The sequence below is a fragment of the Chryseobacterium sp. CS3K3.1 genome, assembly GCF_059515165.1.
In genome coordinates, this window is record NZ_JCAKRV010000012.1 from 73815 (window position 1) to 99946 (window position 26132).

The following is a 26132-nucleotide window of genomic DNA, read 5'->3' on the forward strand; positions in this document are numbered from 1 at the left end:
AGCAAAACTATACGTCTTATTTATCATTCCGTAGGAATATCTATACAAAGCATTAATATTGTAGGAAATTCTTACGGAATGATCTTTTTATAAGTTAAATGAAACGGTGTAAGAATCATTGATTACACCTGAATAAATTTTTTCTTCTGATGAAGGTCCGGTAAATAACATTTCTGATTGGCCAGTTTCATCCTGTTTCTGGAAATAAGATCATAAGCCTTGTCCCTTAAAAATGCCGGAATGATTTTTCCGATAAACGAAAGTTTATATATGCCTCCCAACAAGTTAGCAATTTCCAGTACTGCCTTTGACTTGATCAGATAAAACCGTCCGGGTTTCCACAGATACATAGTATTGAATACATTGGTTTCCAGTCCTCTTTCGGATAAAAACTGCTGTCCGAAATCAGATTGAAGAGAAGCAAACATGAACTGGTCTTTATTGTCCCGCTCCAAAATCCATTGTACCCAGAAATTGCAGACTCCGCAATCTCCGTCAAAAAATACAATATGCTTATTTTCCCAATTTTCCATGACGTTATTTATTAAATAGAATTCTCCTTTCCGTGTCTTCTTTTACTTTTTTGAAATAATGGATAAGATCTGCACGCTGTTCATCCGACAGTTTAGCATTCTGATGTCCTAAATAATAGGATTCAAGCGGCATCTCTTTTTTTTCAACCATTTCTATACATTCCTCAAGTTTATGAAGCTGTCTTTTAGGTTCATACACTGCAAAGGTAGAAAAATTAAGATGATTCCTGCCCTCGTCAATATGATTTTTTACCCACCATGACATCGGGGAGATATTGCTGTACCATGGATACTTTGTTTCATTGGAATGACAGTCATAACATGATGTTCTGATAGTATGCGCTATCTTTTCAGGAGTATTTTTAATTTTCAGAAAATCCATGCCGGGAGTTGGCGGCGGATTCGTTTTATCGATCGGAAAAAACTGTATGATGATAAATACAACGAGAATGACAACAATTATTTTTTTCATAGCGGATGTTCATGTTTTTATAATATAAAGATAGTTAATTTATTTTTAGTGAGAAGTTGAAAGCTGGAAGAGGGAAAACCTTTCAAAAAATGTTGTAATAGTGTATTTTTTCGGCAATTACTATGTTATTTTCATGGTGATATCAAACATCCTCTTTTCAACTTCCTTTTCCTATTAAATTCTTACGTTGAGTAATTCTAAATTGGACGGTATACTGTTGTTTTTATTTAAGTTAATCTTAAAAATGACTAACTTAATACCACAATTCTGACCAGATATTGTGCCGTTGAAAATATTTGTTTATAGTTTTTAACTATCGTTGAAATAAAAATTAATAGATTGTATTTATTAAACAAACGTTGTAGGTTTGTGATGTTCTTAGAACACAATTGGAAACTGTATTAATCAACATAAAAAATAAATAAACGACAATGGAAAAAGATTTGAATGACATCAGTAAATGCCCGTTTCACAACGGAACAATGAAGAAGAATGTAGCAGGAGGAGGAACCCAGAATTCTGATTGGTGGCCTGATCAGCTTAGAGTAGATCTTCTGCGCCAGCATTCTTCCCTTTCAGATCCTATGGATAAGGATTTTGATTATGCCAAAGCATTCGAAAGCCTAGATCTGGAGGCTGTAAAAAAAGACCTTCATGCATTGATGACAGATTCTCAGGATTGGTGGCCGGCCGACTTTGGTCATTATGGCCCTCTGTTTATCCGTATGGCATGGCACAGCGCCGGAACGTATCGTGTAGGTGACGGAAGAGGTGGAGCAGGAGCTGGGCAACAGCGTTTCGCACCGTTGAACAGCTGGCCTGATAACGTAAGTCTTGATAAAGCACGAAGATTATTGTGGCCCATCAAACAAAAATATGGAAGAAACATCTCATGGGCAGACCTTCTTATCCTTACGGGAAATATTGCTCTTGAATCTATGGGCTTTAAAACATTTGGATTTGCGGGAGGACGTGCAGACGTTTGGGAACCGGATTCCGATGTTTATTGGGGATCTGAGAAGACATGGCTTGGAGGTGATTTACGTTATGCTCACGGTTCGGAGGGAGTAGCAGAAGGACATTCAGCGGTTCTTCCTACCGATGATGATGCAGATGGAGATATTCATTCAAGAAACCTTGAAAACCCTTTGGCTGCCGTACAAATGGGACTTATTTATGTAAACCCTGAAGGTCCGGACGGAAATCCTGACCCTATTGCTGCTGCCAAAGACATCCGTGATACTTTCGGACGTATGGCGATGAACGATGAAGAAACTGTTGCTTTGATTGCCGGAGGACATACTTTCGGTAAAACCCATGGAGCAGGTCCGGCAGATCATGTAGGAAAAGAACCTGAAGGAGCTGGAATTGAACAGCAGGGATTGGGCTGGGCAAGCACGTATAAGTCTGGTAGCGGAAGAGACGCGATTTCCAGCGGACTGGAAGTAACCTGGACAGAAACTCCTACCCAATGGAGTAATTACTTCTTTAAAAATCTTTTTGAAAATGAGTGGGAATTAACAAAAAGCCCTGCAGGAGCTCACCAATGGGTAGCCAAAGACGGTGCTGAAATCATTCCTGATGCATTTGATGCTGGCAAAAAACATAAACCAACCATGCTTACCACAGACCTTTCGTTAAGAATGGATCCTGTATACGAAAAAATTTCAAGACACTTCTACGAAAATCCTGATGCGTTTGCCGATGCGTTTGCCAGAGCATGGTTTAAATTAACACACAGAGATATGGGACCACGTGCCCGTTATCTGGGACCGGATGTACCACAGGAAGAACTGATCTGGCAGGATCCTATTCCGGAAGTCAATCACGAACTGGTTGATGAAAATGATGTGGAGGCATTGAAATCAAAAGTTTTAAATTCAGGACTAAGCAATACAGAACTTATATCTACAGCCTGGGCTTCCGCTTCTACTTTCAGAGGAAGTGATAAACGTGGTGGTGCCAACGGAGCCAGAATCAGACTGGAGCCTCAAAGAAACTGGGAAGTCAACAATCCTTCTCAATTGAATAAAGTATTAAATGTTCTGGAAGGAATCCAGAAAGAATTCAACGATTCTCAAAACGGAGGAAAAAAAATATCATTGGCAGACTTAATTGTACTAGCAGGAAATGCTGCTGTTGAAGTGGCTGCCAGAAATGCTGGTCAGGACGTAAAAGTTCCTTTTGCTCCGGGAAGAATGGATGCTTCTCAGGAACAGACGGATGTAGAATCTATGGGTTACCTTGAGCCTGCAGCGGATGGATTCCGAAATTATCTGAAAAGAAAATATACGGTCTCTACAGAATCTTTACTGATTGACAAAGCACAGCTATTAACCCTTACCGCTCCGGAACTAACCGTATTGGTCGGAGGAATGCGTGCTTTGGATACGAACTTTGACGGTTCAAAACATGGTGTATTCACCAGCCGTCCGGGCGTTCTTACCAATGATTTCTTTGTAAATCTTCTGGATATGGGAACTCAGTGGAAAGCAATGTCAGATGACAGAGAACTTTATATAGGAACTGACCGAAAAACAGGTCAGCCAAAATGGACTGCTACGCGTGCAGATCTTGTTTTCGGATCCAATTCTGAATTGAGAGCCGTGGCTGAGGTATATGGAAGTGCTGATGCACAAGGTAAGTTTGTGAAAGACTTTGTGGCAGCATGGACGAAGGTGATGAATCTGGACAGGTTTGATCTGGTTTAATAAGTAAAAAATTGAAAATAAAAAAACGGGCTGCCTTTGCAAAGACAGCCCGTTTTTTTATACTTATCGGTGATTTTGAAAGGGTAATGGAGCTTGTTTATTTTATTGACCTCTTTTTAATGTAATAATTTCATCTACTAATAATGGAATCACGTTTCTAGCCATAGCAATGAAATCCTGATCCTCCGGTTTTATTGAAATAAATTCTATATCATAATCTCTGTTTTCTTCTTCCCCAGTCATTATAAAACTGGATCCGGAATTAAAGTCTCTTCCCTCAATATAGGATGTCCATGGAGATTGAGTAGCTTTATTACATATTTCCATGATGTTTTTTAATTCTAAATCTGTCATTTTACTTTTGTTTTAGTCGGATTTTTAATTAATTGTTGGATTAAATAATTTTTGGCCTGCTATGACATTATTTCTGTTCCGGGTTAAATTTACAATTTAAGAATTTGCCATGAAGATATAAAAACAAAAAACCACCCTTAAAAAAGGATGGTTTGTAGACCCACAGGGATTCGAACCCCAGATGACTGAACCAAAATCAGTAGTGTTACCGCTACACCATGGGTCTGTTTCTATGTCGCGAAATTATAGAAATTATTTTAAATATGAAAATCTAAATTAAAGATTAATTAACATAATTAGTAAGAAGATAGCTTTATGTATTGATATCCAAAGAATTATTTTTCATTAAAAATTTTAAAAAAAATCTTCTTCTACCCATAAACAGTAGATTTGCGGCTATTGTTAGATTGAAAGAGTAGGGCTTACATTAATTTATCCGATGGATAATAACATCCAGCCTCCTTCTCCCAGCTTCAATCTGTTAAATAATAAAACCTTATCTTTGCAAAAAATTGGGCTCCAAAAGTTGGAGTAACCCATTAATAACATATCCTGAGCAAAGCAAAAGGATTATTAAACATTTTTTATGTCAAATATTGTCGCAATCGTTGGACGTCCCAACGTAGGAAAATCCACGCTTTTTAATCGTTTATTAGAAAGAAGAGAAGCTATTGTAGATTCTACAGCTGGTGTTACCAGAGACCGTCACTACGGAAAATCAGACTGGAACGGAGTAGACTTTACGGTAATTGATACCGGAGGTTATGATGTAGGTACAGATGATATCTTCGAAGAAGAAATCCGTAAGCAGGTACAATTAGCGGTGGATGAAGCCACTTCTATTATCTTTATGATGAACGTGGAAGAAGGGCTTACTGATACAGACCACGAAATTTACAGACTTCTCAGAAGATCCAACAAACCTATTTATATTGTTATCAATAAAGTAGATTCTTCCAAGGAAGAACTTCCTGCAACAGAATTCTATCAGTTAGGAATTGATAAATATTACACACTTTCTTCTGCTACAGGTTCAGGAACAGGGGATTTGTTAGATGATATCGTTAAAGATTTCCCTACTACAGAATATAAAGATCCATTTGAAGGATTGCCTAAAATTACGATTGCAGGCCGTCCAAACGTAGGAAAGTCCACGATGACTAATGCTTTATTGGATGTTGAAAGAAATATTGTAACCGATATCGCAGGAACTACGAGAGATAGTATCCAGACTTTATATAACAAATTCGGACACGAATTTGTGTTGGTAGATACTGCAGGGATGAGAAGAAAGTCTAAGGTAAACGAAGACCTTGAATTCTACTCTGTAATGAGATCGATCCGTTCTATCGAATATTCTGACGTGGTGATCATCATGGTGGATGCTACACAGGGATGGGAATCTCAGGATATGAATATCTTCGGACTGGCTCAGAAAAACAGAAAAGGAATCGTAATCCTAGTGAATAAGTGGGATTTGATCGAGGACAAGCAGACCAATACGATGCGTGATTTTGAAAAATCAATCAAAGATAAAATCGGTCAGTTCCAGGATATTCCAATCTTATTTGTTTCAGCTTTAACGAAACAAAGAATTCTGAAGGCTGTAGAAGTAGCTATGCAGGTTTATGAAGACCGTAAGAAGAAAATTAAAACTTCAAAACTGAATGAAGTAATGCTTCCGATCTTCGAAAATACACCGCCGCCGGCATTGAAAGGAAAATATATCAAAATCAAATATTGTGTTCAGCTTCCTACACCGTCACCACAGTTTGTGTTTTTCTGCAACCTTCCACAGTATGTGAAAGAACCATATAAAAGATTTACTGAAAATCAGCTGAGAAAAGAATTCGGATTTACCGGAGTTCCGATTGAAGTGTATTTCAGACAAAAATAATAGAACAAATGTTCATCGGAAATCTCCGGCAAGCGAAGCTTGCCGGAGATTTTTATATCACCCAACCAGACTTTCTCTTCCAGGCCGATCTTTCAATTCGTTTTTTAGTTGTAATTTTGCGGCAATTAATATCAATTAACTGAAATTAAAAATAAAATTTTCATGCTTACTATTTTATCGCAACACTTTTCTCTTGTCAACGAATGGATTAACGAACTTAGAAACGTTACGATCCAGCATGACCGAATGAGATTCAGAAGGAATATGGAAAGAATCGGGGAGATTGCCGCTTTTGAAATCAGTAAAGGGCTGGAGTACAGAGAAGTTGAAATTCAAACTCCTTTAGATACAATAAAAAGCAGGGAAATAGCTGTGCAGCCGGTTATTACAACCATTTTAAGAGCAGGTGTTCCGTTATTCGAAGGAATCCTGAACTATTTAGACAGAGCAGACTGCGGTTTTGTGGCAGCTTACAGAAAACATGATGCCAACGATTATTTCTCAATCAAACAGGATTATCTTACGTGCCCAAGTATTGAAGGCAGACTCCTTATTGTAGCTGATCCTATGCTTGCAACTGGCGCTTCTCTTATTGAAGCCATCAAAGATTTGCTGACCAACGGAAATCCAACCCAGCTTCATATTGTTGCAGCCATTGCATCGAAACAGGGAGTAGAAACTGTTCAGAATGCATATCCTGAAGCTCATATCTGGGTAGGAGCCATTGATGAACACTTAACTTCAAAAGGGTATATCACACCAGGATTGGGAGATGCCGGGGATTTGAGCTACGGAGAAAAACTTCAGCGATAATTAAGAAAGATTCCAGAAATCTTTTATTAAGTTCAATAATAAATCAGGTCGTACTTTATCTATAGGATGCTTTGTATCCGGAAGTACGGCCAGTTTTGCATTTGGAAGGCTTCTGTAAACCCTTGAACTCTCTTCCAGCGTTACCATATTGTCTTTATCACCCACCATAATTTGAACCGGAGTGGTAATCGTAGCAAAATTATTTTCCAGAGGAGGATTTTTACCTAAATCAATCATTAAATCAGCAATACCAGGAAGAAGCTGTTTCCACTTTGTTCCGTGCTGTGATTCTAAAAGCTGGGCATACTGCGGAATTTTTTCAAGGATAACATCGGGATTAAGCATCTTACTTTCTTTTAAAGCCTGTTCTTCAGTCCAGTCGAACTTTGTGCCCAGTGTTATAACAGAATTTACATTCTCAGGATTTTCCATTGCGTAGCAAAGTGCGACATAACCACCCATGCTGTGCCCGAAAATAGATACGTCTGTCAGATGGTTCACTGTACAATACTCCGATAATTCCCCGACATACTTTTTAATATTGAGGCCGCCTTCAGGAAGTTTCAGGTCTCCATGTCCTGAAAAAAGAGGAGTATGAACTGTAAAATAGGATGACAGGACATTCAGATAAGGTTTGAAAATGTCGCTGTGACCTAAAGCTCCGTGCAGTAAAATCAGATTGGGCATAGTTGTATAGTTTCCTGAAAATTAGGAAAAAGAATTGAATCGTGAAAATGGATGAGGTGGAAGTGTAAGAGTGTCTGAGAGTTTTCGGGTTTAAAAATATTTTTGATTATTTCTCCGTACAGAAATCCCGAAACTCGCACCTAGCACCCCGTTCCCATATCAAACATCCTCAGCCATCACCAAAACACTTACTTTATTATCTCCGGCATTTAAAATCTCCCACGCGACTGATGAAACCGTATTTCCTGTTGTGAAAACATCATCAATCAAAAGAATATGTTTTCCGGTAACAGGCTTGGTTGTGGAGAATGTATTGATAGTTTCCAGCCTGTGCTTCTTGTCTTTTAAGGCCTGTGCTTTAGAATAATGATTTCGTTTGATTAAATTATGATCAAAAGGAATGTTATAAAATGAAGATAAAGTTTCGGTAAACAAATGAAGCTGGTTGTATCCCCGTTTCTTCAGTTTCTTTGGATGAAGTGGTACACTTACTAAAAGGTCAGGGAAATTATCTTTGAAATCAAGTCGTTCTGCTGTCCAATCGGCTAAGATTTTTCCTGTTTTTTCCCTGCTTCTATATTTCAGATCGTGAATAATCTGACGGCTTAAGCCTTCTTTTTCAAACTGTATTAAAGCGAATGCGTTTTCAACCGGAAAAAATAAACTGCATTTTTCCTTAATCGGATTATTTTCAAAATAATTGTAATGGGTAAAGTGAACCTGGCTGAAACAAAGATCACAAACCAAAAGTTCAGGATCGATGATTCTGTTGCAGTGAATGCAGCGGTTAGGAAACAATATGTCTAATATCATAGTGTGTTTTTACTAAGATATGAAAATAATTGTCAATTTTTGCTTCCCAAAGTCAATAGTGAATTATTATTGTTCGCGAATTTTATGAGCTAATTATTTCATGTAGCAAAAAGGAATTTTTTCGTTGTTGAGTGGAACGCCATAGCGCCTGAAAAAGCTATTAAATAGTATAGAAAACTTTGCAAATTCTGCGTTTAGAAAAATTAGTTACCCGTAAATTTCAGCAGCAAATCGATTATTCATAAACCCGAATCCCGCATCCTGAACCTCACATAAAAATTCGTATTGACAATTCACCATTCACTTTTTAAATATCATCAAACGTCTTCCTGATCTTCTCAACAGCATTCTTCATACTCATATTAAAATGTTCCTTTTCCAGTCTCACCGGTGGTGCCTGTCTTACTTCACAGTCAGGAATACTGCAGGATTCGCATGTAACGCCTACATTAATGGTTTTTAAAGATGGAGACTTGATAAAGCCTATTTTTTTAATCGTTTGGGAATTCAGTAAAATACCCAGGCAATAACTTCTGTTACTTCCATCTGAGAATGGATTTTTTTGTGAAGTAGAAATTACCAGATAACTTATTCCCTGATCTTTATAATGAGAAACCTGAGCATCCGTCAGGGTTTCATTTTCTTTTAAATCACCAAGATTTTTTACCGCAATCCATCTTCTGCAGTAATGCTCGTTCATTGCATTGGCATGAGGAGCCTGCTGATGATTAAGATGAAGCTCCTTTAAAATCTGGATTTTATCCGAATTTTTCTTTTTTACCAGACATAAATAAAAAAGATCTTTGATTCCCATTTCAGCCGAGAGGATGTTGGTCAGCCGGTAATAAAATGTTTCAGGCGAGTGGGTGAAACTGCTGATAAGACTCTCAAAATTTTTAGGTTCCCATGTATTTTGCTGGAAAAATTCTGAGGTCTTTTCAATGACAGGCCCCTTTGAAATGAGCAATGCTCCTGCGAAATAAGAGGCGTAAAAGTTGTTCAGAATTTCTTCAAAACTTCCGAAATCAAGCCACGAATAGGTATTGGGACGGTTTTTTAATTCCAGTACATTGAAGCCGATTTCTTTAGCCAGAATAAATGTTTTCTGATCCTTTTCCAGTTTTTGATTCAGCAGCAATAGTTTTTTTTCAGGAATGAAAAGAGAGCGGAGATTATCCAGAGTTCCATATTTTTCAAAATCTTCAGACTGAATGGTGTAACTGAATTTTTCTGAAAGAATTGCCTCCAGGATGTCAGACCTTAGATCTTTTCCGGGTTGTAACTGATTTTCCCGGGTAAACAGATCAACCTTTTCTTCAATTTCCGGAAAATAGTTATCATATAATTCCTGAAATGACCTTAAGACGGCAAAATAAAATCTTTCCTTACCAAGATTATAATTCTGAGAAATTTCGATCAGGGCATTAATAAAAGCCGTTACTTTTTTCGGAGCATCGCTGATAATGCTGATGAGGTTGTTTTTATTAATTCCGAATAACTCCAGCGGAACTTCTTTAAAGAAATCAGACTGCAGGATTTCATTAAAAGGGGAAAGGCTTTTATCAAGTTTGGTAGAAACCAGATCATCAAAAGTACAGCTCAGTGCTTCAGAAAGCTGAATGATTTTATCGTGCTTGGGATATTTTTTTCCGTTTTCAATTTCGTTGAGGTAAGATTTTGATAATCCTGTCTTTACAGCAAGATCCTGCAGAGACCAGTTTTTCTTTTGTCTCTGCTGTTTCAGTTTTAGCCCGAAAACTGTTTTGATAAAGTCGCTTTCTGAATTCATTACTCAAATATAAATAAATAGATGCGATTATTCGCATAATAATTTTTAAATAAATTTAGCGAACGTTCGCTATTTGTGAAAATTTTTATTTATGTTTGTAATATCAAATCACAAAATCAATAAGTTATGGAAACAAAGACTCAATTAGAAATAAAGTCACAGAAGCAGTTTGAGGAAATATTTACTCCCGATTTGACAGATTTTCTGATTTCGCTTCATCAGAACTTTAATCATAAAAGACTTGAACTTTTAGAAGAAAGAAAAATTACTCAGCAAAATTTTGATAAAGGAAATCTTCCTGAGTTCTTGAAAGAAACTGCAGACATCCGGACTGGAAATTGGGTATGTGCTCCGCTTCCTGACGATATGCTGGATAGAAGAGTAGAAATTACCGGTCCTGTTGACCGCAAAATGATTATCAATGCCTTGAATTCCGGTGCTTCTACCTTTATGGCCGACTTTGAAGACAGCAGCTCGCCGGTGTGGGAAAACTGTATTCAGGGGCAGGTTAATCTTTCTGATGCCATTAACCGGACTATTGATTTTGTTAACGAAAAAGGAAAGGCTTATACCCTTAATGAGAAAACGGCTGTTTTACAGGTTCGTCCACGCGGACTGCACCTTCCTGAAAAACATATTGAGATCAATGGAGAAAAAGCTTCCGGATCACTGACAGATTTTGGAATATTTTTCTTCAGAAATGCAAAACAGCTTTTGGAAAACGGTAGCGGTCCTTATTTCTATCTTCCAAAACTGGAACATTATAAGGAAGCACGCTGGTGGAATGAAGTTTTTGTTTTTGCGCAAAACTATCTTGGAATTCCGGAGGGAACCATTAAAGCGACTGTTTTAATAGAAACAATTACCGCTTCATTTCAGATTGATGAAATTTTATTTGAATTAAAAGAACATAGTGCCGGACTGAATTGCGGAAGATGGGATTATATTTTCTCTTACATTAAAAAATTCAGAAATCTTCCCGAATTTATCGTTCCGGACAGAGATCAGGTAACTATGACGTCTCCCTTTATGAGTGCTTATTCAAAAAGGGTGATTGAAATCTGCCATAAAAGAAATGTACATGCAATAGGTGGAATGGCCGCTCAAATTCCGGTAAAAGACGATGACGAAGCCAATACTATTGCTTTTGAAAAAGTAAGAAATGATAAAGAAAGGGAAGTGAAAGATGGCCACGACGGAACGTGGGTTGCACATCCGGCATTGGTAGCTGTAGCAAAACAAGTTTTTGACCAGTATATGCCTTCCCAAAATCAGATTGATAAAAAATTTGAATACCATATAACAGAAAGCCAGCTGCTGGAAATTCCCAAAGGAGAAATCACAGAAAAAGGAGTCCGTAAAAATATCAATGTTGGAATTCTTTACCTTGAAAGCTGGCTGATGGGAACTGGCGCAGCCGCCATTTATAATCTGATGGAAGATGCCGCTACTGCTGAGATTTCAAGAACACAAATCTGGCAATGGCTGAAAAATGAAGCGGTTCTGAGTGATGACAGAACGTTAACCCGAAGCATGGTACTGCAGTGGGAAAAAGAAGAAATGGATCATATTGAAAAATATGTAGGTGAAACCCGATTCAAAAGCGGAAAATTCAACCTCGCCAAAGAACTTTTCAATGAATTGATTTTCTGCGAAAATTTTGAAGAATTTCTAACCCTTAAAGCTTATCCTTTTATCTAGTTATAGAGTGGGAGAGTACAAGTGTGTGAAAGTTTTACAATAATATCTCGTACCTCCGAACCTCGTAACCCGAACCCCGAACCCCGTAACCCGAACCCCAAAATCTAATCAAACAAAATCCAAATATTATGAAAACAAGACAAGAACAAATCCAGGCTATTGAGCAAGATTGGCTGACAAATCCACGTTGGAAAGGCATTAAGAGACCTTATACAGCTGAAGAAGTTTTAAAACTTCGCGGTTCTTATACCATAGATTATACTATTGCTACAGAAATGTCCAAAAAATTCTGGGATAAATTAAATACCCAGGATTATGTGGCGGGACTAGGTGCACTGACAGGTAATCAGGCGGTGCAGGAAGTAGATGCCGGCCTGGAAGCAATTTATCTTTCAGGATGGCAGGTGGCTGCAGATGCTAACCTGTCAGGGGAGATGTATCCGGATCAGTCATTGTATCCGGCCAATTCAGTGCCTTCTGTGGTAAAGAAAATTAATAATGCCTTACTGAGAGCAGATCAGGTACAGTCTGTAAGCGGAACAGGAAATAAAGAATATCTTGTGCCTATTATTGCCGATGCAGAAGCAGGTTTTGGAGGTAATCTGAATGCTTTTGAACTGATGAAACAAATGATTGAAGCTGGAGCAGCTGCCGTACATTTTGAAGATCAGCTTTCTTCCGCTAAAAAATGCGGCCACTTGGGCGGGAAAGTATTGGTACCTACTCAAGAAGCGGTCAATAAGTTGATAGCAGCGCGTCTGGCTGCCGATGTATTGGGCGTTCCAAGCCTCATCATTGCAAGAACGGATGCGGATGCAGCAGATTTACTGACTTCTGATATTGATGACAGGGATAAGAAATTCGTAACCGGAGAAAGAACTTCTGAAGGTTTTTACGTGGTAAGAAACGGAGTTGAGCAGGGAATCGACAGAGGACTGTCTTATGCACCATATGCTGATCTGATCTGGATGGAAACCTCCAATCCTGATCTGGAGCAAGCCAGAAGATTTGCAGATGGAATTCATGCAAAATTCCCTGGAAAAATGCTTGCTTATAACTGTTCACCTTCATTCAACTGGGCTGCAAAACTGAGTGTGGAAGAAATGTCTACTTTCAGAGAAGAGCTGGCTAAAATGGGCTACAAATTCCAGTTTATTACCCTTGCAGGATTCCATGCTTTGAATACAGCCATGTTTGAGCTGGCACTGGCTTATAAAGAAAGAGGAATGGCAGGATATTCTGAACTTCAGGAGCGCGAATTTGCATTACAGCAGAAAGGATTCAGAGCGGTGAAGCATCAGTCTTTTGTAGGAACGGGATATTTTGATGAAGTACAGAATATTGTCACCAACGGTTCCTCGGCTACTGTAGCGATGAAAGATTCTACAGAAACAGCACAGTTCCATTAGTCATTTTTCCATATTTTTTGATGTTAAACCTTCTCTTTGAGGAGGTTTTTCTTTGTCTGAAGTTGTTTAAACCTGTTTTTTACATCATTTAATTTCAAATTAATAATTACATGATAAGTAATTGAAATTTGAGTTATATTTGGGAGCGAAAAAAAATATTATTACAAATGAATTTAATTAAGACAATTTTTATTGCGTTAGGATTAACACTTACTGCAAATATTGTAAATGCTCAACAGAAGATTGGAAGTGTAAATACAGAGGACATTTTTGCAAGTTTATCTGAAGTAAAAACTATAGGAACTACTATTGATAACCTGACTAAGACCAGACAGACTGAAATTGAGAAGCTTATCGGTGATTATCAGACTAAATTGAAAGCGGCACAGGATAAAGAAAAAACGTTAAGCGAGGCGAATAAAGAAGCTGTGACTAAAGAACTGATTGCAGCACAAACAGAACTACAGGCTTTAGGTAAGAAGATAGAGGAAACCAGAACACAGGCTGCTAAAGATATTTCTGCCAAACAAAACGAATTGTTTAGTCCTTTACAGAAGAAAGTAAAAGATGCTATTTATGCTGTAGCAAAAGAAAGAAACCTGAATTTTGTATTTGATGTAGCATCACAGGAATCTAATAACCTTCTTTACACAGATGGAAGCGAAGATATCACTGCTACTGTGAAAACCAAATTAGGGGCTACGGCAACAACTGCCAAGCCAGCTGGAAAATCTAAATAAGAATTTTTAATATACTGAATATTGTAACGGAATCAGATCGATGATTCCGTTTTTTTATGGACAAAAGTGAGTAGCTGGATGAAGAAAGTTTTATTTTAAAATGATAAATTTGAGTAAACTTTCAGGAGAATGAATTTGATGTACGAAAAACAGATCAAAGTAACAGAAGAGCATATTGATCAGAACAACCATGTGAATAATGTACAATATGTACACTGGGTGGAAGAAGTGGCAGCAGAGCACTGGAATCTTCTGAAACAGCAAACAGAATATGTAAACGACGCCTGGATGCTTCTGGATCATCATATCCGATATAAAAAACAGGTTTATCTGGGTGATATCATTACGGTAAGAACTTATCCTCTGACTTCCGAAGGAGCCAAACAGCCAAGAAAAGTAGAATTTTACTGTAATGACGAGCTTGTAGTAGACTCAAGCACACTTTGGATCCTGTTTGATCCGGAAACCAAGAAGATCAAACGATTGGAGAGTGACTGGCTGGAAAAATTTTAAGAAGCTACTGAAAAGAATATTTTAAAATCGCTGTAATAGAAACAGTCTTTTCTCTATTAAGCTGTTTTATCCTATCTTTGTATTATGATACGTATTACAAAAATTTTTACATTCGAAACGGCTCACGTGCTTTACAACTACGATGGGAAGTGTAAAAATATGCATGGGCACTCCTATAAACTGTTTGTAACAGTGAAAGGAAAACCGATTAATGATATTGAAAATCCTAAAAATGGAATGGTGGTAGATTTCGGAGATATCAAAAGTATCGTAAAATCTGAGATCGTAGATGTTTGGGACCATGCGGTTCTTGTGAATGCGCTGTCTCCACATAAAGAACTGGGAGATGACCTTGAGCAGAAAGGACATAAAGTAATCTATTGCAGCTTCCAGCCAACCTGTGAAAACATGTTGTATGCCATTGCTGCTAAAATCAAATCAAGACTTCCCGAAGGAATTTCTTTAGCCTATCTTAAACTTCACGAGACAGAAAACTCTTATGGAGAATGGTTTGCAGAAGATAATCAATAATTTTTCACAAAACTCAGAAGGTGTTAAAAACAACAATTAATTTAGAACCTGGAAAAAAAGTGTATTTCGCTTCGGATCAGCATTTTGGTGCTCCTACACCAAAGGAAAGCAAGGTGCGGGAAGAGAGATTTATACGCTGGATGGATGAGATCAAGGAAGATGCGCAGGTTTTGTTTTTAATGGGTGATCTTTTTGACTTCTGGCACGAATGGAAGCATGTCATTCCCAAAGGATATGTCAGGGTGCTCGGGAAAATTGCAGAATTGAAAGACAGAGGAATTCATATTTATTTCTTTGTCGGAAATCATGATCTTTGGATGAAAGATTATCTGGAAGAAGAAATCGGTTGTACCGTATTCTATCAGAAACAATATTTTGAAATGGGAGGGAAGCAGTTTCTGCTGGCCCATGGAGATGGTTTGGGACCTGGAGACAAAGGATATAAAAGAATGAAAAAATTATTCACAAATCCTGTGGCACAATGGTTCTTCAAATGGCTTCATCCCGATATTGCGATGAAAGTGGCATTGTATCTTTCCCAAAAAAATAAAATGATCTCAGGAGAAGAGGACAAGGCTTTTCTGGGAGAAGATAAAGAGTTTCTCATCATTTATTCCAAAGAAAAGCTGAAAACCCAGAAGATTGATTATTTTATCTATGGACACAGGCATCTGCCTATGGTACTGGATCTGGAACAGAATGCAAAATATATCAACCTTGGAGACTGGATTTCCTATTTCACTTACGGGGTTTTTGAAAAAGATTTTGAACTGAAAACTTTTGAAAAATAAAGCAAAAAAAATTACCCCTAAAAAGAGGTAACTTTCGAACGGGTGGAAAACCCACTCTTGTTTTTAATCCATATTCCGGATAAGTCATTGCAATAAGTCTACCAAAATAGGTTTTATGCATTAAAAAATTATTAAAAAAATATTCTATCTCTATAATTGCCCTGCAGCCGGGGATTAAGAAACTCAAAAAATTATGGAACTGAAAAATATATTCAACATACAGACTGAACAGGATTTCCTGAATGCCTCATTGAAAACATTTCGTTATCAATATGACAATGTTGAAATATACAGGAAATTTGTTGATTTTCTGAAGGTTAGTCCCGATGAGGTAGATAGCCTGGCAAAAATTCCGTTTCTTCCTATTGAAATGTTTAAAAATCATAAGATTCTGGATAAAAATGTGGATACGGACCTTTTTTTTCAAAGTTCGGGAACCACCCAGATGAACCTTTCCAAACATTTCATCGCAGATCCGGAACTTTATGAGGAGAGTATTTATAAAAGCTTTGAACAGTTCATCGGAAAACCGGAAGACTTTATTTTTCTGGGGCTGCTTCCAAGTTATCTTGAGAGACAGAATTCATCACTGATCTATATGGTAGATTATCTGATGAAAAAATCTGCCAAGCCGGAAAACGGATATTTCCTTTATAATCATGCTGAACTCTTTGAACTATTGAACACGTTGCAGGATAAAAAAGTGATTCTTTTCGGAGTTTCCTTTGCCCTTCTTGATTTTCTGGATTATTGTCATTCTGAGCAAAGCGAAGAATCCCTGAATTTTCCTGAAAATTTAATCGTAATTGAAACCGGTGGTATGAAAGGGCGAAAGGAAGAAATGACCAAGGATGAATTGCTTAAAATATTGCAGGAAGGTCTTAAAACAGAGAAAATCTATTCAGAATATTCTATGACAGAGTTGCTTTCGCAGGCTTACTCCCTTGGAAATAATGAATATGAGTGTCCCAACTGGATGAGAATTATGGTCCGCAATGCAGAAGATCCCTTAGCGTACGAAAAAGAAGGCCGCACAGGAGCTATTAATATTATTGATCTTGCCAATACCCATTCGTGCTCATTTATTGCCACACAGGATTTAGGAAAAATAATCGGTGATAAATTTCAGGTGTTGGGAAGGATAGACCATTCAGATATCAGAGGATGTAGTTTACTGGTTAGCTGATGATTTAAACCGAAGAAAGCAATTGTGAATCATCAATTCGCTCCACTTGTCAATTTTTGTATCATAAAATAGTTTGCGACTTTTGCTGAGTGAAACGCCTTTGCGAGCCTTTAAACATTTAACTATTAAAAACTTTGCGGGCATTGCGTTTTATTAAAATATTTTTACCATCATAAAAAATGATCAAAATAGAAGAACTCATACACGCCTACATCCATTCCCATTGCGATTTTGAAAAAGAAATCGTACTGACGAATTATTTTCAGGCAGATTGGGAAGCAGACATCTTAATCATAGATTCGGAAGGTGGAAGTCATGAAATTGAAATTAAACTTTCAAAAAGTGATTTTAAAAATGATTTCAAAAAATCATACCTGAATAAAGACACCGGAGAAAAATTTCTGAAACACGATAAAATTTCCTGTGGGGATTATATGTGTAATTCTTTCAGTTTTTTGCTCCCGATGGGAATGGTAGATGTTGCTTTAATTCCGGAACATTGCGGAATCATTGAATTCTATCACAATGCGGATACCTGGGATACCGAATTTTATCTGATCCGCCAGCCTAAAAAACTCCATGAAGATTCCTACTGGAAACTGAATGACAAAGATTTTTTTATCAGGAAGATGGCTTTGAATCTTCTCCAGCGTAAAATGGAAATCAAAGGAAAGCATGAGGAACTTATTTTTAAAAATCCTTTTGAAATCAAAAAACTGAAATAATATTAAGGAGGTTTCTTATTCTAACGCAAAGCCTCATTTTCTATATTTAAAGTTTAAGAAAGCAAAGAAGGAATCACAATTTCATTGATTTTTATTAAGCGATCGTAAAACCTATCACTTTATCAACGACTTAGTCGTAACCACTTTGCTTCCTTAAATAAAAATTCATCTTTATAAAACTTTGCGTTTACAAAGAATTCCAAAACAATTATTCAAAATCAGAAAATAAAAAAAATCCTGCCGCCTGACAGGATTTTATCATTGAATAGTATTTTAAATTAATCTGCAATTTCAGCAGTATCTCTCTGAAGTAAGAACTTGTAGATTAAACCTCCTACAACTCCTCCCAAAATAGGGGCAACCCAGAACAGCCAAAGCTGCGACATGGCAATTCCTCCCATAAAGACTGCCTGAGAAAGTGATCTCGCAGGGTTTACAGAAGTATTTGTAATCGGGATTGAGATCAGGTGGATCAACGTAAGAGCAAGACCGATGGCAAGACCGGCAAACTTACCGTTAGCCCACTTATCCGTGGCTCCCATGATTACAATAAGGAAAAAAGCGGTTAATAAGAACTCAGCAAGAAATGCAGCTCCCATACTGAAAGCTTTTCCATTATAAACGGCTTCACCGTAGAAGTTGGTAGCGAAATCTCCGGGTTTTGAGAATTCTACCGCTCCGGCTCCGTTAAGAATCGTATACAGGCATCCTGCTGCTACAATTGCTCCCAGACACTGTGCTACAATGTAAGGGATAAGGTCTTTTGCAGAAAATCTTCCTCCTGCTAAAAGTCCAAAAGAAACTGCCGGATTAAAATGCCCTCCTGAGATATGCCCTACAGCGTAAGCCATGGTAAGAACAGTAAGACCGAAGGCTAAAGCAACTCCTAAAAGTCCGATGCCAATATCTGGAACACCGGCTGCGAAAACAGCGCTTCCACATCCTCCGAAAACAAGCCAAAATGTGCCGAAAAATTCAGCGAAAAGTTTTTTTATCATGTTGTTTATTGTTTAAAGTATCTCAAATGTAAAATTTAAATCTTAAAGTAAAAAGATAAATCTGAAAAATATTTCAAAAAAGAGAGAACAAAAATTACAAAATCTGTAATTTGGTGTAAAGTTTGTTTGGGATTTGTTTAGAGAGTATAATAGTCGGTTTTGAAAGATATAACATAAATGTTTTATCTTTCATTTGTAATTTAAAAGGATGGTGAATGAGAAAGTTTTTTTGTGTGGTCTTTGTACCTTTTATTTATAGTTTACATTATTCGCAGGCAGCTAAAAAAGCTTTTCCCTGCTATGATCTTGCCACTGTATTGAAGGTTGAACCTACGCCGCTTTATAAATCTCATCTTGATGCCTCAAAAAGTTTTGGGGTACAGCTGCTGAAAGATTCCAAAACAGTGCAGCGATACATCAATAGCGGCAAATTCCACAAAATAAAAAAATCGGGTAAAGGATATCGCGTTCAAAAACTTGATTACAGCAGGGCTTATATGGTATCGAAGGCAAAAACTACATTGGAAAAAATAGGTTCTAAGTTCAGCAAGGATACAAAAGGCGGTACCTTTACTGTTTCATCCATTACCAGAACGCTTGAAGACCAATGCAGGCTTAGAAGAGTGAATTCCAACGCCTCACTAGGGATTAGTTCACATAATTATGGTAATTCTTTTGACATTTCTTATGTAAGATTCAACAACGTTTTAAAATACAATCCGAAAATGGAATTGGCATTGGAGAAAGTTTTAAAGTATTATGAGAAAGCCGGTAGAATATATTTCATCAAAGAGAAACAACAGAGCTGTTATCATATTACTGTGAAAAATTATTAATTAAAATCCTCTTGCGTAGCATATTTAGTTTCTATATTTTTATACGACTAAAAACTATGCTTATGTCAACATTAAACATTGTAGACTATATGCTGCCTGTAGAAGAATGCAGGACAGCATCAAATGAGTGGAAAGCATCTCTTTCAGACTTTTCCAGGATTCAAAAGCTTATCCCTACCAACTATGTTTTTAATATTTCCAGAGAACACCTTGAATGGATGAAAGGGTTCAGTGATTATAAAGACTTCTGTGCTGCAGTAGGAATTTACAGAGACCGATTGATTCTTATTTTTTATCCTATGAATAACGACGGGGAAAAAATAGATGTAAAAGAATATCCATACAGTTTCCTTACCGAACTTGATAAAGATCTGAGGCTGCAGGAAATCCAGGAATATACCGTCATCAGAAATGCGGTTCTTTCCAGAGATCTTGAGAGTATGGAGAAGAATGCCAATATGGGATTCCCGGTTTCCAATACACCGGTTCTTGAGCAGGACAAAGCTGTAGATGCTATTGAACGCTGGAGAAACCAGGGGATGGACTGGTTTTATAAAGAGAGCAGAGAAAATGAAGGCAGCGGAATTTTCAGAAAATTCTATGTTCCTGTAGCAGACCTTTGCCTTTCAGATGAAGGGTTGGCTGGTATTACCTGTTCTTTTGGTATCAGATACAATGATATCTATGGAAAAATGCTGGTAACCCTTATTTTTATCTCTTTCCGTGAAAATCTCAGGAATGCAGAACTGGGAGCAGAAGTGATTTCCAATACTTATGACTGGGCAAAGCCGTGTCCTCCTATCTGCCGTATTCCGGATGTGGAGGTAGGAAGTGAATTTTAAAACGATATACTGAGGAATGGCTGGACTTTATAAGGCAATTTTATTCCTGAATTATACACTGCTTCTATCTGTTATACTGCTGGGAGCAGCAAAATACCGCATATTAAATCATAAAGAAAAGCAATATTTTCATTGTATTGCTTTTCTTTTTTTTATTGAGCTGCTGAATCTGGCCCTGCCTTATATCTTCAGGCTGAATGATACCTCATTTCTCTATCCTTTATATATCGCAGGAGAATTTTTCCTTCTGACGGGTTTATTTGTCAGAAAACTAGACTGGCCAAAAGCTGTTCTGTGGATTACAGGTGCATTGGCAGCTGGCTTTATGATCTCGAAATATGGATTCGATTATCCTGCCAATGCCGATATCGCGAAAGTAGTTTCCAATATCATTATCATCTGTCTTTCCGGGTTTACGCTGATCCGTGAGATTAAGAATACCTCTCTACAGAACCGTTTTCTTCTCGTAGATGCCAGTATTTTTTTCTACTATTCCGTTTCGATATTTATTTTTATCATCCAGCATCAGATTGCCAATCTGTCGGAAAATGATTACTATACAATTCTCAGTGCCAATAATATTCTTTCGGGTATTTTGTACTGTTCATTTTTATACACTTTTATCAGATTAAAGAAGTAACTTTAAATATCAATCTGCTGATCCTTATAATTGTTACCATAACAGTTATCGTATCCTTTATTCTGTTAGCGTACAGGGCTTTTATAACCAGAATCATTAAGGAGAAAAATGTACAGCATGAGGCGGAAGTTCTCCATCAGAAGAAATTAGTGCTGGAAAACATCAAAGCCCAGGAAGAAGAAAGAAAAAGAATTGCGGTCATGATTCATGATGATATCGGAAACCGTCTCAATATTCTTTCCTTATGGTTAAATAATCTGGATACTCAGGGCGATGAGCTGATCAAAAAAAATATCTACGGCCAGATGTCTTCCCTGATTGATGCTGCCAGAAGTATTTCCCATTCATTATATCCTGTAAATCTGGAGTCGGTGGGGCTGGTTTTATATGTTGAAGAATTAATAGCCAACCTTTCCCATAAAATCAATATCTCTTTGCAGGTGATGCAGGGATATGAAAAGAAAGATCTTTTCGTGGAAGTACAGCTGTACAGGATTATTCAGGAGTTTACCACCAATGTGATCAGACATTCCGATGCTACGGATATTTGGATTTACATGAAAGATTATCCTGAAAATATGGCTGTAGTAATTTCGGATAACGGGCAGGGCTTTGAATATGAAGAAGTGAAAAAAGGAATGGGAATAAAAAATATCGAATCCCGTATCAAATCTATGAATGCTACACACAAATGGAAAAAAACATTTTCAAACAAAGGAAGTCGTTTAATCATAAAAATTCCAAAATATCATGAGTTCCCAAATCAAACTAGCACTGATTGATGATGAACAGCTGATCCTCGAAGGGGTAAAAATGCTGCTGTCCAATGAAAAAAATATATCGGTAACCCTTACCGCAGATAATGGCCCCGGTTTTATAGAAGACCTCGGAAAACTTTCAAAAGATGAATTCCCTGATATTGCTCTCGTAGATGTTCAGATGAAACCCATGAACGGTTTTGAACTGGTAGAAATCCTCAAAGAAAAATATCCTGATCTTAAAATTATTATCCTGTCATCCCATTATAAAACCTCAATTCTCGGATATATGGTCAAGCTGGGAGTATCTGCATTTCTGCCGAAAAATTCGAATAAGAAAACCTTTATTGATGCCATTACAATGGTAGACAAAAACGGAGTTTTTTTTACGGCCGAAGATCATCAGATGCTGTTTACTTATATGAATAGTTCTGCCAAGAAAAATTCTCTTTTTGAAACAGAAGATGAACTATCCGAAAGAGAAAAAGATGTGGTAAAACTGATCTGCCAGGAACTGACCAACAACGAAATCGGAGAAAAACTTTTTATCAGCCCGAGAACTGTAGAAAGCCACAGACAGCGTATTCTCGAAAAAATCGGAGCCAGAAATACAGTAGGAATAGTCATCTATGCTATTGTCAACAATATTTACTCTCTTGAAAAAATATAAATTGATTCCGTAGAAATACGGAATTTTTTATTTGGTACTTTTCACTCTAGCGAACCTTGTTTTTCTTCTGTTATTTTGGAATGTCTCTTTAAGGGATGTCAGTTGAAAAAAACACAACAGGATCTGTAATAAAAAATTAAAGTAGAAACATGAATGGTAACAGAGTGATTTCCGTCGGGATTTTCTTTGACGGCACAGGAAACAATGGGGTCAATATTCTTTCACCGGATAAACCGCTGAATAATAATGAAAGCTACTACGGGACTTTCAGCAATATCTATAAATTATACAGTCTGTTCGTTGGAGATGAAAAGATATATATTGAAGGGATTGGTACTGTAACGGGGCATGAAGATAATAATTTTGCTATGGCAACATGTTCAAACCCACCCTATGGAAGTGGTTATTCATCTGATGATAAACTTCAGAAAGCCGGGGAATTTGTGCAAAAAATAGCCCATGATGACACCAAAGAATACCATTTTTTTATATACGGATTCGGCCGGGGAGGTATGTTGGCAAGAACTTTCTGTAATCAGCTTCTGACTAAGTATGCTGTGGGAAATTGCAGAATAAAATTTTTAGGGCTTTTTGATACGGTAGAGTCCAAACCGTTTAATACTTATAATATGAATATGTCTGTACAGATAGAGAATGCTCTGCATTTCTGTGCAGTTAATGAGGGCAGGTTTTTCTTTCCACTTACCGGTTTATTTGAGAATTCAAAAACAATGCAGGATCAGAAATCAGAAAAGCAATCATCAGTTTGGAAAGAAGTATTTGTACCCGGAGATCATGCCGATATTGGAGGCGGCTATCTTGAAGGACCACAATCTGTTTATATTTCTACAGATTTCAAGAATGTTGATGATCTGCATAACTATGTTTCAGATATCAGAAATGCAAAAACCAGTGCTGATGGAAATAAAATCTGGGATGCATTGCTCTCAGAATATAAAGTGGAAACTGTGAACGGACTTTCGCAGGCATTTGTGTGCCGTGATAAAGTATATAACGATCTCTCAAAAGTATATGGAAAACTGATGATGGATGAGACCAATATTATATTGTCGGTATTTAGTACAGAAAATGATGCCTACTTCGGGACAGATGATAATAAACATTCTTTTCTCAACAGGTATTATTTGAAAATGAAAGAATATCTGAGGGACCTCTCCGGAAGCAAAAAGCCAATATATGATTTCGGAAGATTTGCAGAGTATACGCATATTTCATCAAACTTCGGATTGTATAGTGATAGTTTGCGGTATAGAACCCAGCGTGAAATTAATATTGAGCTGATCAATAACGGATTAAATGTCTCAAGCAGTACCTCAGTTGATGAAATAAGCAGGACAAAAAGGCTTTCCGTAGAACTTCATCTGCCGGAAGACAGCTTTGTTGCTGATTTTCTTTATGGAACAAACGTTCCCAACAATGATATCTGGCTGCGCTCTATTGTAAAAACACCGGCAGCTGTTAGATTACAATGAATGCAAGAATGAGTGAAAAGACTTCTCAGTTTTAAATTTAGGTTAGGGGACATCTCATGGTGTCTCCTTTTTTTTGGTTTAGTATATTACAGATAAGGAAAAACTGCTAAATTCCGGACTGTTTTTTTATTTCTCGGCTATTCATTTCTTTTTCCGTATTTTTGCACCCGAAAATTCATTATTCATTACTAATTATTAATTAAGATGCTTTCGGTTCAAAGTTTAGGATTACATCATTCAGGAAATTATTTATTTCAAAATGTCAATTTCACCATTAAAAAGGATGATAAAGTGGGTCTCGTTGGTAAAAACGGAGCAGGAAAGTCCACTTTATTGAAAATGCTTTCCGGAGAAATTAATTTCTACGAGGGGGAAGTTGTCACTGAAGGAAGTGTTACCATTGGTTTCCTGAAGCAGGATCTTGATTTCGTAAAAGGAAGAACGGTCTGGGCAGAAACTATGCAGGCTTTTGAACAGATCAATGCCTGGAAGAATGAGCTTGAAGAAGTGAATCACCAGATGACTGTAAGAACAGATTACGAAAGTGATTCCTATACGGATCTGATTAATAAAATGACCGAGCTGAACGACCTTTTGATGAACCATGATGCCTACAATCTTGAGGGTGACATGGAAAAAGTGTTATTTGGTTTAGGGTTTAAAGCAGATGATTTCCAGAAAATCACCGATGAATTTTCCGGAGGATGGAGAATGAGAATCGAATTGGCAAAATTACTTCTTCAGAAGAATGACATTATGCTTCTCGATGAGCCTACCAACCACCTGGATATGGAATCCATCATCTGGTTGGAGAACTTCCTTAAGGATTATCCCGGAGCTATTGTTCTGGTAAGTCACGATAAACAGTTTATGACAGCGGTTTGTAACCGTACTTTTGATATCAACAACAAAAAAGTTGACGATTACAAAGCCAACTATTCCAAGTATCTGATCATGAGGGAAGACCGCCGTGAAAAACTGATTCAGGCTAAAAAGAATCAGGATGCGGAAATCAAGCAGATGGAAGACAACATTAATAAGTTCCGTGCAAGTGCAACCAAAGCATCTTTTGCGCAGTCCCTTATTAAAAAATTAGATAAAATCGAACGTATCGAAGTGGATAACGAAGACGTTTCAAAATTCAATATCCGTTTCGTACAGTCTATGGTTCCGGGGAAAGTGATCTTCGAAGCCATCAATCTTGGAAAAGCCTACGGACAGAAGCAGATTTTTGATGATGTAGACTTTATCGTTCAGAGAGGAGACAGAATTGCCCTTCTGGGGCAGAACGGTCAGGGTAAAACTACGCTGGCTAAAATCCTGGCGGGAGATATCAAAGACTATTCAGGAACATGGAATCTTGGGCATAATGTCAATATCGGATATTTCGCTCAGAATCAGGAAGAGGTTTTAACACCTAATAAAACAGTGCTGGAAGAAGCTGAAGATGCAGCCACAGAAGAAACAAGACCAAGAGTAAGAGATTTATTAGGATCTTTCCTTTTCCAGGGAGATGCCGTTACAAAAAAAACAAAAGTACTTTCCGGAGGAGAGAGAAACCGTCTGGCACTTTGTAAACTGTTACTTCGTCCATTCAACACGCTGATCATGGACGAACCTACCAACCACCTTGATATCCAGTCTAAGGAAATTATCAAGCTGGCACTGCAGAATTTTGAAGGAACTTTAATTGTCATCTCTCACGACAGGGAATTCCTTCAGGGACTTTGTGATAAGATCTACGAATTCCGTGATGGGAAAATGAAAGAATTCCTTGGTGATATCAACGAGTATCTTGAGTACAGACAGAAAGAAACCATCAGAGAGATTTCTGCAGAAAAAGCCAAACTTCATACGGAAGTAAAGGTGGAACCCAAGAAAGTAGAGGAAAAACCTGTTGTAAGCTCCAGCCAGTCTTCAAATATTGTAAGTAAAGAACAGAAAAATATTCAGAATAAAATCAAGAAAGTGGAAGAGAAAATTTCTGAGCTTGAAACAAAAGTAGAGCAGATGGAAGCATCTTTTGCCAAAGAAAATCCTTCAGATGAAACCTTAGAAGAATACAACAAAGCTAAGGAGGAACTGGATACAGCTTTACAGGAGTGGGAATATCTTGGAACCCAACTGGATTAAACCAAAATATAAATGCTTTATCAACTAAAATGATGAAGCATTTTTTTTGTAACAAAACCGTATTAACTTCTACCTATTGTCAACAGTTATTAAGTAA

General features: G+C 37.4%; 25 protein-coding genes and 1 tRNA gene. 18 read left to right on the plus strand and 8 right to left on the minus strand.

The features are described from left to right. Positions 1–122: 122 nt before the first annotated feature. Both AC5YGI_RS12955 and AC5YGI_RS12960 read right to left on the minus strand, forming a co-directional pair. Complete coding sequence (locus AC5YGI_RS12955; RefSeq protein ID WP_110008019.1) at positions 123–533, minus strand: thiol-disulfide oxidoreductase DCC family protein; 411 nt, start codon at positions 531–533, stop codon at positions 123–125. A 4-nt stretch (positions 534–537) separates the two neighbouring features. Beyond that, entirely contained in the window at positions 538–1005 is a 468-nt protein-coding gene (locus tag AC5YGI_RS12960) for a heme-binding domain-containing protein (protein ID WP_227942832.1), read from the minus strand. A 431-nt stretch (positions 1006–1436) separates the two neighbouring features. Here AC5YGI_RS12960 and katG point away from each other — a divergent pair, with 431 nt between their 5' ends. Then, positions 1437–3716, plus strand: a complete 2280-nt coding sequence (gene katG, locus AC5YGI_RS12965; protein ID WP_496168548.1) for a catalase/peroxidase HPI — start codon at positions 1437–1439, stop codon at positions 3714–3716. 102 nt (positions 3717–3818) lie between these two features. On the opposite strand, the gene AC5YGI_RS12970 is transcribed toward katG, so the two are convergent. Both AC5YGI_RS12970 and AC5YGI_RS12975 read right to left on the minus strand, forming a co-directional pair. After that, positions 3819–4070, minus strand: coding sequence for a hypothetical protein (locus tag AC5YGI_RS12970; protein WP_446104963.1), 252 nt, complete (start codon positions 4068–4070; stop codon positions 3819–3821). A gap of 155 nt (positions 4071–4225) precedes the next feature. Then, a tRNA-Gln gene (locus AC5YGI_RS12975) sits at positions 4226–4296 on the minus strand. A gap of 360 nt (positions 4297–4656) precedes the next feature. Here AC5YGI_RS12975 and der point away from each other — a divergent pair. Further along, the gene (gene der / locus AC5YGI_RS12980; RefSeq protein WP_110008006.1) at positions 4657–5967 is read left to right on the plus strand and encodes a ribosome biogenesis GTPase Der; all 1311 of its coding nucleotides are present in this window, start codon (positions 4657–4659) and stop codon (positions 5965–5967) included. Between the two features lie 162 nt (positions 5968–6129). Beyond that, positions 6130–6780 carry a uracil phosphoribosyltransferase gene (upp, locus tag AC5YGI_RS12985; RefSeq protein WP_496168550.1) on the plus strand — a complete coding sequence of 217 codons (651 nt, stop codon included), beginning with the start codon at positions 6130–6132 and terminating at the stop codon, positions 6778–6780. On the opposite strand, the gene AC5YGI_RS12990 is transcribed toward upp, so the two are convergent. The 3 genes from AC5YGI_RS12990 to AC5YGI_RS13000 all read right to left on the minus strand — a co-directional run bounded on the left by AC5YGI_RS12990 (position 6781) and on the right by AC5YGI_RS13000 (position 10069). Next, positions 6781–7467: an alpha/beta fold hydrolase gene (locus AC5YGI_RS12990; protein WP_496168551.1), complete on the minus strand. Its 687-nt coding sequence runs from the start codon at positions 7465–7467 to the stop codon at positions 6781–6783. A 159-nt stretch (positions 7468–7626) separates the two neighbouring features. After that, positions 7627–8280, minus strand: coding sequence for a ComF family protein (locus AC5YGI_RS12995; protein ID WP_446104965.1), 654 nt, complete (start codon positions 8278–8280; stop codon positions 7627–7629). Between the two features lie 307 nt (positions 8281–8587). Continuing rightward, on the minus strand, positions 8588–10069 hold the full coding sequence (locus AC5YGI_RS13000) for a helix-turn-helix domain-containing protein (RefSeq protein WP_446104966.1): 1482 nt from the start codon (positions 10067–10069) through the stop codon (positions 8588–8590). Positions 10070–10195: 126 nt separating this feature from the next. Here AC5YGI_RS13000 and aceB point away from each other — a divergent pair, with 126 nt between their 5' ends. The 8 genes from aceB (at position 10196) to AC5YGI_RS13040 (ending at position 17665) form a co-directional block, all read left to right on the plus strand. Continuing rightward, entirely contained in the window at positions 10196–11770 is a 1575-nt protein-coding gene (gene aceB / locus AC5YGI_RS13005; RefSeq protein WP_496168554.1) for a malate synthase A, read from the plus strand. A gap of 128 nt (positions 11771–11898) precedes the next feature. Beyond that, positions 11899–13179, plus strand: coding sequence for an isocitrate lyase (gene aceA, locus AC5YGI_RS13010; RefSeq protein WP_227943448.1), 1281 nt, complete (start codon positions 11899–11901; stop codon positions 13177–13179). 167 nt (positions 13180–13346) lie between these two features. Continuing rightward, on the plus strand, positions 13347–13919 hold the full coding sequence (locus AC5YGI_RS13015; RefSeq protein ID WP_110008000.1) for an OmpH/Skp family outer membrane protein: 573 nt from the start codon (positions 13347–13349) through the stop codon (positions 13917–13919). 129 nt (positions 13920–14048) lie between these two features. Beyond that, on the plus strand, positions 14049–14432 hold the full coding sequence (locus AC5YGI_RS13020) for an acyl-CoA thioesterase (protein WP_496168557.1): 384 nt from the start codon (positions 14049–14051) through the stop codon (positions 14430–14432). 84 nt (positions 14433–14516) lie between these two features. Then, positions 14517–14963: a 6-pyruvoyl trahydropterin synthase family protein gene (locus AC5YGI_RS13025; RefSeq protein WP_047097353.1), complete on the plus strand. Its 447-nt coding sequence runs from the start codon at positions 14517–14519 to the stop codon at positions 14961–14963. Positions 14964–14983: 20 nt separating this feature from the next. After that, entirely contained in the window at positions 14984–15754 is a 771-nt protein-coding gene (locus tag AC5YGI_RS13030) for a UDP-2,3-diacylglucosamine diphosphatase (protein WP_110007996.1), read from the plus strand. Positions 15755–15947: 193 nt separating this feature from the next. After that, positions 15948–16940, plus strand: coding sequence for a LuxE/PaaK family acyltransferase (locus tag AC5YGI_RS13035; RefSeq protein ID WP_330747573.1), 993 nt, complete (start codon positions 15948–15950; stop codon positions 16938–16940). 179 nt (positions 16941–17119) lie between these two features. Then, the gene (locus AC5YGI_RS13040; RefSeq protein ID WP_330747571.1) at positions 17120–17665 is read left to right on the plus strand and encodes a hypothetical protein; all 546 of its coding nucleotides are present in this window, start codon (positions 17120–17122) and stop codon (positions 17663–17665) included. 278 nt (positions 17666–17943) lie between these two features. Here the strand turns inward: AC5YGI_RS13040 and aqpZ are convergent, their stop codons facing one another. Beyond that, positions 17944–18660, minus strand: a complete 717-nt coding sequence (gene aqpZ, locus AC5YGI_RS13045; RefSeq protein ID WP_110008304.1) for an aquaporin Z — start codon at positions 18658–18660, stop codon at positions 17944–17946. A 218-nt stretch (positions 18661–18878) separates the two neighbouring features. On the opposite strand from aqpZ, the gene AC5YGI_RS13050 reads away from it, so the two are divergent. From AC5YGI_RS13050 to AC5YGI_RS13080, 7 genes are all read left to right on the plus strand, one after another. After that, positions 18879–19499 carry a DUF5715 family protein gene (locus AC5YGI_RS13050; protein WP_227943444.1) on the plus strand — a complete coding sequence of 207 codons (621 nt, stop codon included), beginning with the start codon at positions 18879–18881 and terminating at the stop codon, positions 19497–19499. A 62-nt stretch (positions 19500–19561) separates the two neighbouring features. Continuing rightward, the gene (locus AC5YGI_RS13055) at positions 19562–20341 is read left to right on the plus strand and encodes a hypothetical protein (RefSeq protein WP_454510196.1); all 780 of its coding nucleotides are present in this window, start codon (positions 19562–19564) and stop codon (positions 20339–20341) included. A 16-nt stretch (positions 20342–20357) separates the two neighbouring features. After that, positions 20358–20981, plus strand: a complete 624-nt coding sequence (locus AC5YGI_RS13060) for a hypothetical protein (RefSeq protein WP_496168559.1) — start codon at positions 20358–20360, stop codon at positions 20979–20981. A 149-nt stretch (positions 20982–21130) separates the two neighbouring features. Next, positions 21131–21763 carry a sensor histidine kinase gene (locus AC5YGI_RS13065; RefSeq protein ID WP_330747565.1) on the plus strand — a complete coding sequence of 211 codons (633 nt, stop codon included), beginning with the start codon at positions 21131–21133 and terminating at the stop codon, positions 21761–21763. Then, on the plus strand, positions 21732–22409 hold the full coding sequence (locus AC5YGI_RS13070; protein ID WP_227943440.1) for a response regulator transcription factor: 678 nt from the start codon (positions 21732–21734) through the stop codon (positions 22407–22409). The genes AC5YGI_RS13065 and AC5YGI_RS13070 overlap by 32 nt, the downstream gene beginning before the upstream one ends. A 149-nt stretch (positions 22410–22558) precedes the next feature. Next, positions 22559–23902: a T6SS phospholipase effector Tle1-like catalytic domain-containing protein gene (locus tag AC5YGI_RS13075; protein ID WP_496168562.1), complete on the plus strand. Its 1344-nt coding sequence runs from the start codon at positions 22559–22561 to the stop codon at positions 23900–23902. A gap of 204 nt (positions 23903–24106) precedes the next feature. Beyond that, positions 24107–26035 carry an ABC-F family ATP-binding cassette domain-containing protein gene (locus AC5YGI_RS13080; protein WP_110007987.1) on the plus strand — a complete coding sequence of 643 codons (1929 nt, stop codon included), beginning with the start codon at positions 24107–24109 and terminating at the stop codon, positions 26033–26035. Positions 26036–26132: the final 97 nt, after the last annotated feature.

Coding starts and splice junctions, on each gene's coding strand:
- AC5YGI_RS12955 (WP_110008019.1), bottom strand. CDS start 533: ATGGAAAATTGGGAAAATAAGCATATTGTATTTTTTGACGGAGATTGC.
- AC5YGI_RS12960 (WP_227942832.1), bottom strand. CDS start 1,005: ATGAAAAAAATAATTGTTGTCATTCTCGTTGTATTTATCATCATACAG.
- katG (WP_496168548.1), top strand. CDS start 1,437: ATGGAAAAAGATTTGAATGACATCAGTAAATGCCCGTTTCACAACGGA.
- AC5YGI_RS12970 (WP_446104963.1), bottom strand. CDS start 4,070: ATGACAGATTTAGAATTAAAAAACATCATGGAAATATGTAATAAAGCT.
- der (WP_110008006.1), top strand. CDS start 4,657: ATGTCAAATATTGTCGCAATCGTTGGACGTCCCAACGTAGGAAAATCC.
- upp (WP_496168550.1), top strand. CDS start 6,130: ATGCTTACTATTTTATCGCAACACTTTTCTCTTGTCAACGAATGGATT.
- AC5YGI_RS12990 (WP_496168551.1), bottom strand. CDS start 7,467: ATGCCCAATCTGATTTTACTGCACGGAGCTTTAGGTCACAGCGACATT.
- AC5YGI_RS12995 (WP_446104965.1), bottom strand. CDS start 8,280: ATGATATTAGACATATTGTTTCCTAACCGCTGCATTCACTGCAACAGA.
- AC5YGI_RS13000 (WP_446104966.1), bottom strand. CDS start 10,069: ATGAATTCAGAAAGCGACTTTATCAAAACAGTTTTCGGGCTAAAACTG.
- aceB (WP_496168554.1), top strand. CDS start 10,196: ATGGAAACAAAGACTCAATTAGAAATAAAGTCACAGAAGCAGTTTGAG.
- aceA (WP_227943448.1), top strand. CDS start 11,899: ATGAAAACAAGACAAGAACAAATCCAGGCTATTGAGCAAGATTGGCTG.
- AC5YGI_RS13015 (WP_110008000.1), top strand. CDS start 13,347: ATGAATTTAATTAAGACAATTTTTATTGCGTTAGGATTAACACTTACT.
- AC5YGI_RS13020 (WP_496168557.1), top strand. CDS start 14,049: ATGAATTTGATGTACGAAAAACAGATCAAAGTAACAGAAGAGCATATT.
- AC5YGI_RS13025 (WP_047097353.1), top strand. CDS start 14,517: ATGATACGTATTACAAAAATTTTTACATTCGAAACGGCTCACGTGCTT.
- AC5YGI_RS13035 (WP_330747573.1), top strand. CDS start 15,948: ATGGAACTGAAAAATATATTCAACATACAGACTGAACAGGATTTCCTG.
- AC5YGI_RS13040 (WP_330747571.1), top strand. CDS start 17,120: ATGATCAAAATAGAAGAACTCATACACGCCTACATCCATTCCCATTGC.
- AC5YGI_RS13050 (WP_227943444.1), top strand. CDS start 18,879: ATGAGAAAGTTTTTTTGTGTGGTCTTTGTACCTTTTATTTATAGTTTA.
- AC5YGI_RS13055 (WP_454510196.1), top strand. CDS start 19,562: ATGTCAACATTAAACATTGTAGACTATATGCTGCCTGTAGAAGAATGC.
- AC5YGI_RS13060 (WP_496168559.1), top strand. CDS start 20,358: ATGGCTGGACTTTATAAGGCAATTTTATTCCTGAATTATACACTGCTT.
- AC5YGI_RS13070 (WP_227943440.1), top strand. CDS start 21,732: ATGAGTTCCCAAATCAAACTAGCACTGATTGATGATGAACAGCTGATC.
- AC5YGI_RS13075 (WP_496168562.1), top strand. CDS start 22,559: ATGAATGGTAACAGAGTGATTTCCGTCGGGATTTTCTTTGACGGCACA.
- AC5YGI_RS13080 (WP_110007987.1), top strand. CDS start 24,107: ATGCTTTCGGTTCAAAGTTTAGGATTACATCATTCAGGAAATTATTTA.